Below are 13,180 nucleotides of genomic sequence, written 5' to 3' on the forward strand. Positions count from 1 at the left end.
GGACGCAAGATATTCCTGTCAAGCATAAAACGCGTTTATGCCTGAAAGAAATATTTTGAGCACCACACGCCCGGCTCCGCTGCATATTCCCTATAAGAATATTTGCGGTTTATTCCCGTCAGGAATATAATGCGAATATTCCCCACAGGAATATCTCGATGATCATCGTCAGCACCCCCTCGCAACTGGGCGAAATACTCCTTTCCGCTAGAAGAGCCAAAGGTCTGACCCAAGCCGAGGCGGCCGCCTACCTCGGCGTCGGCCAGCCGCGCTTATCGCTGCTCGAGACCACGGCCACCGCTTCGCTCTCGCTCGACCAAATGCTCTCGCTTTTCGCCCTCTATGATCTCGAGCTGCAGGTCCAACCCAGAGGAGGGCGCCCGTCGCAAGCGGACGCTGACTACGAGCCGGAATGGTGATCGATGGCTCGACGATCACATTCACGCGCGTTGTCGGTTTGGGCGAACGGAGAACGCGTCGGAACCTGGGTGACCCCGGCGAGGGGTGCGATGGAGCTTCGTTACGACGAAAGTTGGAAGCAATCCGCCGTCGGCCGGCCGCTATCGCTTTCCCTGCCTTTTGGCATGGATTCTCGAGCCCTGAAGGGCGAACGTGTCGAAAACTATTTCGACAATCTCCTGCCCGACAGCCCCGACATCCGCAAACGAATTGCTGCACGCTTCAAAACTGAAACCGTGGAAGCATTCGATCTGCTGAAAGCGATCGGGCGTGACTGTGTCGGTGCCGTCCAGTTGCTGGGCGAGGACGAAGCCCCGGTAGGCGTGGACCGGATTGCAGGAACACCGCTATCCGATGCTGACATCGATCGCATTTTGCAACGCATGCTGGGCACGGAGCCTGTTTGGCCCGACGACGATGATGACGACTTCCGCATTTCATTGGCCGGGGCGCAGGAGAAAACTGCTTTGCTCCGACGTAACGGTCAGTGGTTTCTCCCGCACGGAGCAACGCCAACGACGCACATTCTGAAGCTTCCGCTCGGATTGCTCGGCAGAAAGAAGGTGGACTTCCAAACGTCCGTGGAAAACGAATGGCTGTGCCTCGCCGTCCTCGGCGCATACGGCCTGCCCGTGCCGAAAGCCGAAATCCTAACGTTCGATTCGCAGAAAGTATTGTGCGTGGAGCGCTTCGATCGCACGTATGGCCGCACCGGCACGCTGCTGCGTTTACCGCAAGAAGACTTTTGCCAAGCGCTCGGCGTTTCTCCCCATCGTAAATATGAAGCCCACGGCGGACCGGGCGTACGCGAAATCGCCGGCATCCTGCGCCAATCGCAACATGCTTCGGAAGACCTGGCCAACTTCCTTCGCGCGCAGATCCTTTATTGGATGCTTGCAGCGCCGGACGGCCATGCGAAGAACTTTAGCCTCAGATTGCTGCCGGGCGGACGCTTCCATATGACGCCGCTTTACGATGTCATGTCGATTTGGCCCGTGGAAGGCGACGGCGGCAATCAATGGTCGTGGCACAAAGCATCACTCGCCATGGCGATTTGGGGAACCGGAAGGCACTATCGGATGCGCGACGTCAAGCGCAGTCATTTCGATCAGACGGCGCGCCTGTGCCATTACGGCAGAAACGCGGAGCCACTGATCGTCGAAATTCTGCAGCGCACGCCGGAGGTGATCGAATCCGTCTCGCGCATATTGCCGCCGCATTTCCCGGAGAAGGTAGCCGAGCGAATCTTCAAAGGTCTGCGTGCGTCGTCCGAGCGGCTACAGTCGATGGGACCCGCAACCGACAGCTAGTGCCCTGTCCCGCAAGTTCCTTTGATATGAAATCGCCCAGTTGGCCGCCAGGCGGCGTCGCTCGTCGTTGCCATAGCTACGGCTATGGCGCCTCCTCACTCCTTGCCTAACGTGCCCTGCATGGGACAGGAGTAAGCGCTGAAGCGCCAACTCCTGTCGACACAACCGGACAATTTCATTTATCAAAGAACTTGCGGGACAGGACACTATGCGACCCCGCCCGGTTTGCAATTTTTTGCATTTTTTCCCTGTCTTTCTCAAATCCCCTGCTGCAAAATGCGGCCGCGAAACGGGCCGCGCGGCGGCGCGCTTCATGCTGAACGCAGCAACAAAAAGTAAAGTCAAGGGGCAGGAAAACATGCAACTCACCATCCACCGGTTTGCGGTGGCGGCACTCGCCGCAGCGGCGATCGTCACGCTGAACGGCTGCAGTTCGCTCTATACCGAAAGCGCCTCGGCGGGCGCCGGCATCGCCGGCGCGGCCGTGGCGTCCAAAGTCACGCGCAACGCCGCGGCCGCGACCGGCATCGGCCTTGGCGCCGTCGCCGCCGCTAAAGCGGGCGTGCAGTATACGGAACGCGTCGTCCATACTCACACCCAGGACGCGATCGCGACGGCTGCGGGACCGCTGGCCGTCGGCGCGGTGGCGTCATGGTCGATCAAGCACTCCGTGCCGATCGAGGACAGCGAGCACGGCCGCGTCACCGTCAGCCGAACCATCAGCACGGGGGCGCTCGACTGCAAGGAAATCGTGTTCTCCGTCGATCGAGAAGCGACGAAGAAAGCCGCGGCCTCGAGTGCCTTCTATGTCGCCTCGGTGTGCCGCGACGGCACGGCGTGGAAATGGGCGTCGGCCGAACCGGCCACCGAACGCTGGGGTGCGTTGCAATGAGCGCGCGCATGGTACTGGTTGCGCTCGCCTGCGCGGGCGCGAGCGCGGCGATGAGCGGCTGCGCTTCTATCGGCGCGGCGAGCGGCGCGGTCGCGGGGGTTGCCACGGGCGCCGTCACCGCGAACCCGGCGGTGGGAATCGGTGTCGGCATCGCGGTGCAAGCCGCGACCGACGAAGCCGTGAACCGCTACATGAAAGACATGCATCGCGATCAACAAGATGCGATCGCGGCGCTCGTCGGAACGATGCCGGTCGGTGCGTCGAAACCATGGCGGGTCAAGCATGCGCTGCCGATCGAGAACGGGCACGGGGAAGTGCGCGTGATCCGCTCGTTTGATACGGCATTAGCGAGCTGCAAGGAGTTCGCGTTCTCCGTGGTCGATGGAGACAAACCCGATGCGAAGGTCGATTGGTTCACGGCGAGCGCCTGCCAGCAAGGCGCGGCTTGGAAATGGGCGTCGGCCGAACCGGCAGTCGAACGCTGGGGGACGCTGCAGTGAGATCGTTTGGCCGCATCGGCAAGTTTCCATGCGGGGCAGTCGATGCCACATTCGAATCGGCGGCCTCGCGTCGAAGACTTCTTCTCGTCTGAAAATCTCGCCGACTTAAGCGTGGCGTGGCATGCACTGAATATATTGTCGGATCCAATAAAGGAAGCCGATATGCCACTCGCGTCATGCACATATAGATTGAACGGCGAGCGATTTTCCACGCTGATCTGCGACGGACGTTCATTCGTCGCTTTTTCCGGCAACGCGGAGCGAGTGAACTCGCCGGAAGCCATCACAAACGTTGATTCCGGACCGTTGCCCACCGGAAGGTACTATATCGTTGACAGGGAAAGCGGAGGCCGGCTTGGATGGCTGTGGAACCTAGGAACACGATTTGCGTCCGGAACCGGCCGTGACCAATGGTTTGCGCTGTATCGAATCGACGGCCGAATCGACGACGAAACGTACATCGATGGAGTTAGGCGCGGCAATTTTCGGTTGCACCCCATCGGTCGCGGCAGGATCAGCAAGGGATGCATTACGCTTGTAAGCTCCCCCGCGTTCGCTCGATTGAGCGCATATCTGCGCAGTCGAGAACTAGCGTACATTCCAGGCACCCACATCCGCTGCTACGGCGTCGTGGAGGTTCTATGAGCACGGTTGTGAAGCTGCTTCTCGTCTTCATCCTATCCACTGCATTGTGTCGACTGGTCTACGCGTCCGACGCATTCTCGATGTGGATCAACAGTACGAATGGCGTGCGGTTCTTCGCACCACTTGCTCATCGGCTCGGGGCCATTGGGCCGGAAGACGATGAAAACATCATGCTCGTCGTCGTTTTCGGGCTTTGCTCGTTGCCGTCTATCCTTGCAGTCCTGGGAGCTCGCGCGTTGACCCGAAATCGCGGATAGATGCCCCCTAGTCGCGACGCGACGCTACCGTCTCCGTCGGCTTGGGCCTCGCGCATCTGCACAATACTAGCGCCCCAGCCGCGCTATCTCGCAACGACGATAGATCCGCATAGTGTCTACCCCGGCGTGAGCCCCCGCTCCGCCAACCAAGCACGATTGAACAACCGCGCGAAATACAGACTGCCGCGATCACAGAGCAACGTCACGATCGTATGCCCCGGCCCCATCTCGCGTGCAACCTGCACGGCCGCTGCGACATTGATGCCCGTCGAACCGCCGACGTACAACCCTTCCTCTCGCAGCAACCGATAAACCATCGTCACGCAGGTTTGGTCATCGATGCGAACGGCATCGTCGATGACGGTTCCCTCTAGATTGGCCGTCACGCGACTCGAACCGATCCCCTCCGTGATCGAGTTGCCCTCGGCCTTGATTTCGCCCGTCTTCACGAAGCTGTACAAGCCGCTGCCGTGCGGATCGGCCAATATGATCTTGATCGCTCCGCTGCGCTCCTTTAGATAACGCGAGACACCCGCAAGCGTTCCGCCGGTACCGGTTGCACAGACAAAAGCGTCGACCTTTCCGTCGGTATCGCGCCAAATTTCCGGGCCTGTCGTTTCGTAATGCGCTTGGCGATTGACGACGTTGTCGAACTGGTTCGCCCAAATAGCGTTATCCGTCTGTGCCGCAAGCCGGCCCGCGATCTTCTGATAATTGTCGGGATCCTTATAAGGCTTGGCCGGCACAGCGCGCACTTCGGCCCCCAGCACGCGCAGCAAGTCCATTTTCTCCTGCGATTGCGTTTCCGGAATGACGATCACGCAGCGATAGCCGCGTGCCGCGCAGATGTGTGCGAGGCCGATGCCCGTGTTGCCAGCGGTGCCTTCCACGACGGTCCCGCCAGGCCTCAGTGCGCCGCGGCGCTCGGCATCGCGGATGATGTAGAGCGCGGCACGATCTTTGACCGAGCCGCCGGGGTTCATGAATTCGGCCTTGCCGAATATCTCGCACCCCGTTTCGGCGCTCAAACGCGCGAGACGAATGAGCGGCGTGCCGCCGACCGCACCGACGAAGCCATCGCATCGAGGCATGATGCCCTCCTCATCGAAGAGAGGATGCAAACGCTTCCAGGATAGGTCACGCGGCGGCGCATGGGGATGTGGCGCTTACGACTTACTGCGCTTCCATGACGAGCAACTGGGCGCCATCGGCCACCTGATCGCCCACTCCGTACAGCACGTCCGCGACTTTCCCGGCCGCCGGCGCTCCGATCGTATGCTCCATCTTCATCGCTTCCATGACGATCAGCGGCGCGCCCTTCTCCACGATGGCGCCCGGCTTCACGAGAACGGCGATGACTTTCCCGGGCATCGGCGCCGTCAGCCGTCCTTCGCCATGCTCGGCATCGGCCGCATGCGCCAGCAAGTTCTGCCATTCGAAAGCCAGTGCCGAACCTTGACAGAAAACGTGAAACACATCGCCATCGACGAACACGCGCCCCGTCACCCGTGCGTCGCCAATACGCGCGCCGAACGTATGCGGCTCGCTGCCGCGCCACCAATCGAACGTTTCGCTCGCGCCGTCGCGCTCGAGCGTGCGCAGATCGCCCTCACGCGCATACGTGACCTTGAACGCGCGATCGTTCTCCGGATCACGCCATTCGATCGTTTGCCGATAGGTGCCGTTCAACCGCCAATGCGATAGCGCGTCCCACGGCGATGCACCATGGGCCATGCCACCCTCGCGTGTCAGCAACGCCGCGCAAGCGAGCCCCACCGCTTCCTTGAAAGGCTTGTCGATGGGCGCGAACAGCGCGTCGTGATGGCGTTCGATAAGGCCCGTGTCCAAGTCGGCCGTTGCAAACGGCTGGCTTTCCACGATGCGCTGCAGGAACGCCACGTTCGTTTGCGGACCGACCGCTTCGCACGCTTGCAGCGCACGGCTCAGCCGAGCGAGCGCTTCCTCGCGATCGGCACCGTGCACGATGAGCTTCGCGATCATCGGATCGTAGAACGGCGTGATCGTATCGCCCTCGCGCACGCCGCTGTCGATCCGCACCGGAGCGCGCGTGGGCGCGCCGATCTCGAATTCGACGGCGGCCGGCATGCGCAGATACTTGAGCGTACCCGTCGACGGCAAAAAGCCGCGAGCCGGATTCTCGGCATAGACGCGTGCTTCGATCGCATGGCCATCGATACGCAATTGGTCCTGCCGCAGCGGCAACGGCTCACCCGCGGCGACGCGCAACTGCCATTCGACGAGGTCCTGCCCCGTGATCATTTCCGTCACCGGATGCTCGACCTGCAGCCGCGTGTTCATTTCCATGAAGTAGAACGCGCTGTCGGTCATGATGAATTCGACGGTGCCGGCCCCGACATACGAGACCGCACGCGCGGCTGCAACGGCCGCTTCGCCCATCGAGCGGCGCACTTCGTCGGAAAGCCCCGGTGCCGGCGCCTCTTCGAGCACCTTTTGATGGCGGCGCTGGACCGAGCAATCGCGATCGAACAGATACACCGCCCCGCCGTGCCGATCGGCGAACACCTGGACTTCAACGTGACGCGGACGCGTCAAATACTTTTCGATCAGCACGCGATCGTTGCCGAAGCTGCTCGCGGCCTCGCGCTTGCACGAGGCCAGCGCTTGCGCGAAGTCGGCGCTCTTTTCGACGACGCGCATGCCTTTGCCGCCGCCGCCCGCGCTCGCCTTCAGTAGCACCGGATAGCCGATTGCATCGGCTTCGCGCTGCAATAGTTCAGGCTCCTGATCGTCGCCGTGGTAGCCCGGCACGAGCGGCACGGCCGCGGCCTGCATGAGCGCTTTTGCGGCAGCCTTCGACCCCATCGCGGCAATGGCCGAAACCGGCGGCCCGATGAATACGAGCCCTGCCGCCTCGCACGCCTGCGCAAACGCTTCGTTCTCCGACAGAAATCCGTAGCCTGGGTGCACGGCCTGCGCGCCCGTGCGCACGGCCGCCTCGATGATGCGTTCGATGCGCAGATAGCTCTCGCTCGCCGCCGCCCCGCCGATATGCACGGCTTCGTCGCAAGCCGCGACATGCTTGGCGTTGGCGTCGGCATCGGAGTACACCGCGACGCTCGCAATCCCGAGCCGCTTGCAGGTTGCCGCGACCCGGCAAGCGATCTCGCCGCGGTTCGCAATCAGAATCTTGTTGAACATGGATGGTCTCGCAATGAAGCGGCTATCGGTAACGATCGGTTGCTGACGTCGGTTGCGGTTGATTGCGGTCAGTCGCGCCACGCGGGCGCGCGCTTTTCGAGGAACGAGGCCACGCCTTCGCGCCCTTCGTCGCTCGCGCGAATCCGTGCGATGCGTTGAGCGGTGTCGTCGATCAACGCTGCGTCGAGCACTCGGCCAGCGACGTCCTGCACGAGACGCTTCGATTCGCGCACGGCATGCGGGCCGTTGGCGCACAATGCGGCCGTGATTTTCTGCACGGCGCCGTCGAGCGCGTCGGCCGGGACCGCTTCGTGAACGAGCCCGAGCCGCTGCGCCGTCGCGCAATCGAACGGTTCGGCCGTCGTGAAGTATCGGCGCGAAGCGCGTTCGCCGAGCGCGCGCACGACGTAGGGCGCAATCGTCGCGGCGATGAGGCCAAGGCGCGCTTCCGAGAGGCAGAATCGCGCGCTGTCCACGGCAACGACGATGTCGCTCGCAGCGACCAAGCCCACGCCGCCCGCGTAGGCATCGCCCGACACGCGCGCGACGACGGGCTTCGAGGCGCGATAGATGGCCGACAGCATATCGGCTAGACGCCGGGCGTCGGCGCGATTCTCCTCGTCGGAGAACGCCGCCATCTTCTTCATCCAGTTCAGATCCGCCCCCGCGCAAAACGCCGGGCCGTTGGCCGCAAGGACGATCGCGCGGACGTCGTCGCGCGCATCGAGCCGGCGGAACGCATCGGTCAGCTCGGCAATCGTGGTCTCGTTGAAGGCGTTGCGCACGTCGGGGCGATCGAGCGTGACGGTCGCCACGCGCCCGGCGAAAGCAACGTCCAACATCGTGTATTGCATTGACATGGATTCTCTCCGTGAGCGTCTGCCGCCGCGCGCAAGCGATCGCGACGGGATACGACGCCGACGCCTTACATTCTGAACACGCCGAAACGCGTATCTTCGATCGGCGCATTCATCGCCGCGGACAGCCCGAGCCCCAGAACGTCGCGCGTTTGCGCCGGGTCGATGACGCCGTCGTCCCACAACCGCGCGCTCGCATAGTACGGATGCCCTTGATGCTCGTATTGCTCGCGAATCGGCTTCTTGAACGCCTCTTCTTCGTCGGCGCTCCAGGTGCCGCCCTTCGCTTCGATGCCGTCGCGCTTGACCGTGGCGAGCACGGAAGCGGCCTGCTCCCCGCCCATCACCGAGATGCGCGCGTTCGGCCACATCCACAGGAAACGCGGCGAATACGCACGGCCGCACATGCCGTAGTTGCCCGCACCGAACGAGCCGCCGATGATGACCGTGAACTTCGGCACCTTCGCCGTCGCCACGGCCGTCACCATCTTCGCGCCGTTGCGTGCGATCCCTTCGTTCTCGTATTTGCGGCCGACCATGAAGCCTGTGATGTTCTGCAGGAATACGAGCGGAATCTTGCGCTGACAGCAGAGCTCGATGAAATGGGCGCCCTTCACGGCGGACTCGGAGAACAGGATGCCGTTGTTCGCCACGATGCCGACCGGGTGTCCCCAGATGTGAGCGAAGCCCGTTATGAGCGTCGTGCCGAAACGCGCCTTGAATTCGTCGAATTCGGAATCGTCGACGATGCGCGCGATGACTTCACGCACGTCGAACGGCTTGCGGGTATCGGCCGGGATCACGCCGTACAAGCTTTGCGCGTCATAGCGCGGCGGCTTGGCTTCTCGCATGGCGACGGGCGGCTGCTTCGTGCGATTGAGCTTGCGGACGATGCCGCGCGCCAAGCCGAGCGCGTGTGCGTCGTTCTGCGCGAGATGGTCGGCCACGCCCGACAGCCGCGTATGAACGTCGCCGCCGCCGAGATCTTCCGCGCTGACTTCCTCACCCGTCGCGGCCTTCACGAGCGGCGGCCCACCCAAGAAGATCGTGCCTTGATTCTTGACGATGATCGACTCGTCGCTCATGGCGGGCACGTAGGCGCCGCCGGCCGTGCACGATCCCATGACCACCGCGATCTGCGCGATGCCCGCGGCCGATAGATTCGCTTGATTGAAGAAGATGCGGCCGAAGTGATCGCGGTCGGGGAATACCTCGTCTTGATTCGGCAGATTGGCGCCGCCGGAATCGACGAGATAGACGCACGGCAACCGGTTTTCGGCCGCGATCTCCTGTGCCCGGACGTGCTTCTTCACCGTCATCGGATAGTAGGTGCCGCCCTTGACCGTTGCGTCGTTGCAGACGATGACGCATTCCTGCCCCGCGATGCGGCCGATCCCGGTGATGATGCCGGCGCCCGGCGCGGCATCGTGATACATGCCGAACGCGGCGAGCTGCGACAGCTCGAGGAACGGCGTGCCCGGATCGAGCAGTTGCGCGATGCGCTCGCGCGGCAACAGCTTGCCGCGCGAAACGTGCTTGTCGCGCGCGGCCTGCCCGCCGCCGAGCGCGAGATGGGCCACCTTCGCGCGCAGATCGGCGACGACCGCTTCCAGCGCGGCGGCGTTCGCTCGAAAATCGTCCGAGCGCGGGTTCAACTTGCTTTCGATGATCGCCATAGGGCTCGATGCTCCGTCTCGCGGCGTGCGTCCAGGTTCGTCCAAGCGTTGCGTGGCGTGGCGTTAAGCGGTTTCAGCGAACAGCTCGCGGCCGATCAGCATGCGGCGCACTTCGCTCGTGCCCGCGCCGATTTCATAGAGCTTCGCATCGCGCCACAAGCGGCCGACCGGGTATTCATTGATGTAGCCGTTGCCGCCGAGGATTTGAATCGCTTCGCCGGCCATCCAGGTGGCCTTCTCGGCCGTATAGAGAATGACGCCCGCGCAGTCCTTGCGCACTTGCCGCACATGCTCCTTGCCGAGCGTATCGAGCTGGCGGCCGACCGCGTACAGATAAGCGCGGCACGCCTGCAGCGTCGTATACATATCGGCGACCTTGCCCTGGATCAGCTGGAATTCGCCGATCGCTTGGCCGAACTGCTTGCGATCGTGGATATACGGCACGACCGCATCCATGCAGGCCAGCATGATGCCGGTCGGGCCGCCGGCCAGCACGGCGCGTTCGTAGTCGAGGCCGCTCATGAGCACCTTCGCGCCGCCGTGCAGCGTGCCGAGAATGTTTTCCTCGGGCACTTCGACCTCCTCGAACACGAGCTCGCCCGTATGCGAGCCGCGCATGCCGAGCTTGTCGAGCTTTTGCGCGACCGAGAATCCTTTCATTCCCTTTTCGACGATGAAGGCGGTAATGCCGCGCGAGCCGGCTTCGACGTCCGTCTTTGCATAAACGACGAGCGTGTCGCAATCCGGGCCGTTCGTGATCCACATCTTCGTGCCGTTCAGGACGTAGCGATCGCCGCGCTTGTCGGCGCGCAGCTTCATGCTGACGACGTCCGAACCGGCGTTCGGCTCGCTCATCGCCAGCGCGCCGACGTGCTCTCCGGACACGAGCTTAGGCAGGTACTTGGCCTTCTGCTCCGGCGTGCCGTTGCGGTGGATCTGATTCACGCACAGGTTCGAGTGCGCGCCATACGACAAGCCGACGGATGCCGATGCGCGCGAAATTTCCTCCATCGCGATCATGTGCGCCGTATAGCCCATGTTCGCGCCGCCGTACTCCTCCGAGACGGTCATGCCGAGCACGCCGAGCTCACCGAACTTACGCCAGAGGTCCATCGGGAATTGATCGTTGCGATCGATCTCGCCCGCACGCGGCGCGATTTCCTTTGCGGCGAAAGTGGCGAGCGCATCGCGCAGCATGTCGATGTCTTCGCCGAGCGCGAATTGCAAGCCAGGCACATTGCTCATGAACGTCTCCTCGAATTCGGTTTGGGGCCGGTCCGACCCTGCGAGCGGCACGAGCGCTCGTTCACCGCGCATTTCACGCCACATTTACGTATGCGTCAATAGTTTTATTGAGGAAAGCTCATTTTCATAGCGTGACGCATCGGCACGGGCTGGCGGTGCTAACATCCGGTGCAGCAATCAAGCGGATGCGACAAAGTTGAATACGACTCAGACAGAGGAAGAAGCGAAGGCCGAGGCGAGCGGCGCAAGGCGCCAGCCGGCCGGGCGCAAATCTCAGCAACGCGTGAAGGACATCCTTCAGGCGGGGCGTGAAGTGTTTTCCGAAAAAGGCTACGAGCGGGCCACGACGGCGGAGATCGCCCAGCGGCTCGGCGTATCGGAGGCAACCGTCTTCAGCTACTTCCGCGGCAAGCGGGAGCTTTGCGCGCGCGTGATCGCCGATTGGTATGACGAAATCATCGCCGCCATCGAAACGGGCCTGCCGAGAGACGGCACCCCACGGCAGCAGTTCGCGTTCATCGTCCGCACGCACTTGCGGCTGATGCTCGTGCACGGAACGGGCATGTGCTCGCTGGTCTTGTCGGAGGGGCGCGCGAAGCACCACGAACTGAGTGCCGAGTTGACGGCGCTGCAACGCCGCTACACCGCCCCGCTGATGCGGGTGCTCGCACAGGCGCAGCAAGCCGGGCAGATTCGTGCCGATCTGCCGCTGCGACTGATGCGCTCAATGGTTTTCGGGCCGGTGGAACATGTCCTGTGGGATGCGACGCTCGGGCATCGGAGCACCGACATCGATGCGACGGCGGAGCATCTCGTCGACGTGCTGTGGTCAGCCTTGCAGCCGCCGGCACCCGCCGTCGCCGCGCTCGTGCAATTGAAGGACGACTTGAACGATGCGATGCGGCGGTACGAATCGTTAGCGCTCGCGCCAGCGGACGGAGACGAGCGCTCGACGGCCGGCATCGCCGCCGACGGCGCGCCGGCCGAAGCGCCTGCGAAGCGTCGATCGACGAAGTCGCCGGCTGCCTGATCGACCGCCCGATCGGCCGCCCGACGCCGGCCTGAGCACGCTTGCCGAACGCCGAGCGCGCGGCTATCGTTAGTCGTCTTTACCTCCGGATCGCTCCGATGACTACCCGTCTCACGCCCGCGATCGCCGCCAAATTCGCTACGTTGGCGTTGGCCCATCTGACGCGCGAATACCCGAACAAGCTCACGCATTCGCTCGCCGGCCCGCAAGACGTGCGCTCGCCGCGCGAGCTGCATCCGATTTTCTACGGCAGCTACGACTGGCATTCGTGCGTGCACGGCTATTGGCTCGTGTTGCGGCTGCTCGATCGGTATCCCGAAATGCCTCAGGCGCGCGCGATTCGCGACGTCGTCGACGCGCATTTCACCGAGGACGGCGTCGCCGGGGAGCTTGCTTATCTGAGCCTTCCTCACAACCGCGGCTTCGAACGCCCGTATGGATGGGGATGGCTGCTCGCGCTCGCTGACCAACTGAACATGATGCGTTCACCGGAAGCCGATCGATGGGCTGCCACGCTAGCGCCGCTCGCCGGTGTGATCGTCGAGCGGTTCATGGAGTTCTTGCCGAAGGCGACCTACCCGCTGCGTGTGGGAACGCATTTCAATACGGCGTTCGCGCTCGCCTTGGCGCTGGACTTCGCTCGCGGCACGGGCCATACGGCGTTGGGCGGGCTAATCGAGGATACCGCCCGGCGCTGGCACGAGCGCGATGCCGATTGCCAGGCTTGGGAACCGAGCGGCGACGAATTCCTGTCGCCCGCGCTGATGGAAGCGGAACTGATGCGGCGCGTGCTGCCGCTCGATGAGTTCACGCAGTGGTTCGATCGGTTCTTGCCGCGCCTTGCGCAAGGCGAGCCGGCTACGCTGTTCGTGCCGGCGACGGTCACCGATCGCGCCGATGGGAAGATCGCGCATCTCGATGGGCTGAATTTGAGCCGCGCATGGTGTCAGCGCTCGCTCGCGCGTGCCTTGCCGGATGGTGACCCGCGCAAGGCACTGCTCGACGGGGCGGCCGAAACGCATTTGGGCGCGGCCCTCGCTCATGTGGCCGGCGATTATATGGGCGAGCATTGGTTGGCCACGTTCGCGTTGCTGGCGTTGGAGGCTTGAGGCAACGCAATGTTTTAAGC

General features: G+C 63.1%; 12 protein-coding genes. 7 read left to right on the forward strand and 5 right to left on the reverse strand.

Going from position 1 to position 13,180, the window contains the following annotated elements; translation table 11 throughout:
• Nucleotides 1-158: 158 nt before the first annotated feature.
• The 5 genes from ACTHNZ_RS20770 (at nucleotide 159) to ACTHNZ_RS20790 (ending at nucleotide 3,806) form a co-directional block, all read left to right on the forward strand.
• The gene (locus ACTHNZ_RS20770) at nucleotides 159-419 is read left to right on the forward strand and encodes an XRE family transcriptional regulator (protein WP_440544469.1); all 261 of its coding nucleotides are present in this window, start codon (nucleotides 159-161) and stop codon (nucleotides 417-419) included.
• 3 nt (nucleotides 420-422) lie between these two features.
• Nucleotides 423-1,769 (forward strand): type II toxin-antitoxin system HipA family toxin, encoded by a 1,347-nt coding sequence (locus ACTHNZ_RS20775; protein WP_440544470.1) that lies wholly within the window; start codon nucleotides 423-425, stop codon nucleotides 1,767-1,769.
• 358 nt (nucleotides 1,770-2,127) lie between these two features.
• Entirely contained in the window at nucleotides 2,128-2,661 is a 534-nt protein-coding gene (locus ACTHNZ_RS20780) for a hypothetical protein (protein WP_440544471.1), read from the forward strand.
• 8 nt (nucleotides 2,662-2,669) lie between these two features.
• A complete protein-coding gene (locus ACTHNZ_RS20785) occupies nucleotides 2,670-3,161 on the forward strand; it encodes a hypothetical protein (RefSeq protein ID WP_440544472.1) in 492 nt (163 codons plus the stop codon).
• Nucleotides 3,162-3,323: 162 nt separating this feature from the next.
• Nucleotides 3,324-3,806 carry a DUF2778 domain-containing protein gene (locus ACTHNZ_RS20790; protein ID WP_440544473.1) on the forward strand — a complete coding sequence of 161 codons (483 nt, stop codon included), beginning with the start codon at nucleotides 3,324-3,326 and terminating at the stop codon, nucleotides 3,804-3,806.
• Between the two features lie 373 nt (nucleotides 3,807-4,179).
• On the opposite strand, the gene ACTHNZ_RS20795 is transcribed toward ACTHNZ_RS20790, so the two are convergent.
• The 5 genes from ACTHNZ_RS20795 to ACTHNZ_RS20815 all read right to left on the reverse strand — a co-directional run bounded on the left by ACTHNZ_RS20795 (nucleotide 4,180) and on the right by ACTHNZ_RS20815 (nucleotide 11,021).
• The gene (locus ACTHNZ_RS20795) at nucleotides 4,180-5,154 is read right to left on the reverse strand and encodes a cysteine synthase A (protein ID WP_440544474.1); all 975 of its coding nucleotides are present in this window, start codon (nucleotides 5,152-5,154) and stop codon (nucleotides 4,180-4,182) included.
• 82 nt (nucleotides 5,155-5,236) lie between these two features.
• Nucleotides 5,237-7,243: an acetyl/propionyl/methylcrotonyl-CoA carboxylase subunit alpha gene (locus ACTHNZ_RS20800; RefSeq protein ID WP_440544475.1), complete on the reverse strand. Its 2,007-nt coding sequence runs from the start codon at nucleotides 7,241-7,243 to the stop codon at nucleotides 5,237-5,239.
• A 68-nt stretch (nucleotides 7,244-7,311) separates the two neighbouring features.
• Nucleotides 7,312-8,097 (reverse strand): enoyl-CoA hydratase/isomerase family protein, encoded by a 786-nt coding sequence (locus ACTHNZ_RS20805; protein WP_440544530.1) that lies wholly within the window; start codon nucleotides 8,095-8,097, stop codon nucleotides 7,312-7,314.
• A 71-nt stretch (nucleotides 8,098-8,168) separates the two neighbouring features.
• Nucleotides 8,169-9,776 (reverse strand): carboxyl transferase domain-containing protein, encoded by a 1,608-nt coding sequence (locus tag ACTHNZ_RS20810; protein WP_440544476.1) that lies wholly within the window; start codon nucleotides 9,774-9,776, stop codon nucleotides 8,169-8,171.
• Between the two features lie 63 nt (nucleotides 9,777-9,839).
• Nucleotides 9,840-11,021, reverse strand: a complete 1,182-nt coding sequence (locus ACTHNZ_RS20815) for an isovaleryl-CoA dehydrogenase (protein WP_440544477.1) — start codon at nucleotides 11,019-11,021, stop codon at nucleotides 9,840-9,842.
• Between the two features lie 196 nt (nucleotides 11,022-11,217).
• Here ACTHNZ_RS20815 and ACTHNZ_RS20820 point away from each other — a divergent pair, with 196 nt between their 5' ends.
• Both ACTHNZ_RS20820 and ACTHNZ_RS20825 read left to right on the forward strand, forming a co-directional pair.
• On the forward strand, nucleotides 11,218-12,051 hold the full coding sequence (locus ACTHNZ_RS20820; RefSeq protein WP_440544478.1) for a TetR/AcrR family transcriptional regulator: 834 nt from the start codon (nucleotides 11,218-11,220) through the stop codon (nucleotides 12,049-12,051).
• A 98-nt stretch (nucleotides 12,052-12,149) separates the two neighbouring features.
• Nucleotides 12,150-13,160, forward strand: coding sequence for a DUF2891 domain-containing protein (locus tag ACTHNZ_RS20825; protein ID WP_440544479.1), 1,011 nt, complete (start codon nucleotides 12,150-12,152; stop codon nucleotides 13,158-13,160).
• Nucleotides 13,161-13,180 lie beyond the last annotated feature (20 nt).

The sequence above is a fragment of the Trinickia sp. genome (assembly GCF_051953955.1).
Lineage (GTDB): Bacteria > Pseudomonadota > Gammaproteobacteria > Burkholderiales > Burkholderiaceae > Trinickia.

Bases quoted from the DNA above. Each gene is read 5' to 3' on its own strand.
- ACTHNZ_RS20770 (WP_440544469.1), top strand. From the start codon at position 159: ATGATCATCGTCAGCACCCCCTCGCAACTGGGCGAAATACTCCTTTCC.
- ACTHNZ_RS20775 (WP_440544470.1), top strand. From the start codon at position 423: ATGGCTCGACGATCACATTCACGCGCGTTGTCGGTTTGGGCGAACGGA.
- ACTHNZ_RS20780 (WP_440544471.1), top strand. From the start codon at position 2,128: ATGCAACTCACCATCCACCGGTTTGCGGTGGCGGCACTCGCCGCAGCG.
- ACTHNZ_RS20785 (WP_440544472.1), top strand. From the start codon at position 2,670: ATGGTACTGGTTGCGCTCGCCTGCGCGGGCGCGAGCGCGGCGATGAGC.
- ACTHNZ_RS20790 (WP_440544473.1), top strand. From the start codon at position 3,324: ATGCCACTCGCGTCATGCACATATAGATTGAACGGCGAGCGATTTTCC.
- ACTHNZ_RS20795 (WP_440544474.1), bottom strand. From the start codon at position 5,154: ATGCCTCGATGCGATGGCTTCGTCGGTGCGGTCGGCGGCACGCCGCTC.
- ACTHNZ_RS20800 (WP_440544475.1), bottom strand. From the start codon at position 7,243: ATGTTCAACAAGATTCTGATTGCGAACCGCGGCGAGATCGCTTGCCGG.
- ACTHNZ_RS20805 (WP_440544530.1), bottom strand. From the start codon at position 8,097: ATGCAATACACGATGTTGGACGTTGCTTTCGCCGGGCGCGTGGCGACC.
- ACTHNZ_RS20810 (WP_440544476.1), bottom strand. From the start codon at position 9,776: ATGGCGATCATCGAAAGCAAGTTGAACCCGCGCTCGGACGATTTTCGA.
- ACTHNZ_RS20815 (WP_440544477.1), bottom strand. From the start codon at position 11,021: ATGAGCAATGTGCCTGGCTTGCAATTCGCGCTCGGCGAAGACATCGAC.
- ACTHNZ_RS20825 (WP_440544479.1), top strand. From the start codon at position 12,150: ATGACTACCCGTCTCACGCCCGCGATCGCCGCCAAATTCGCTACGTTG.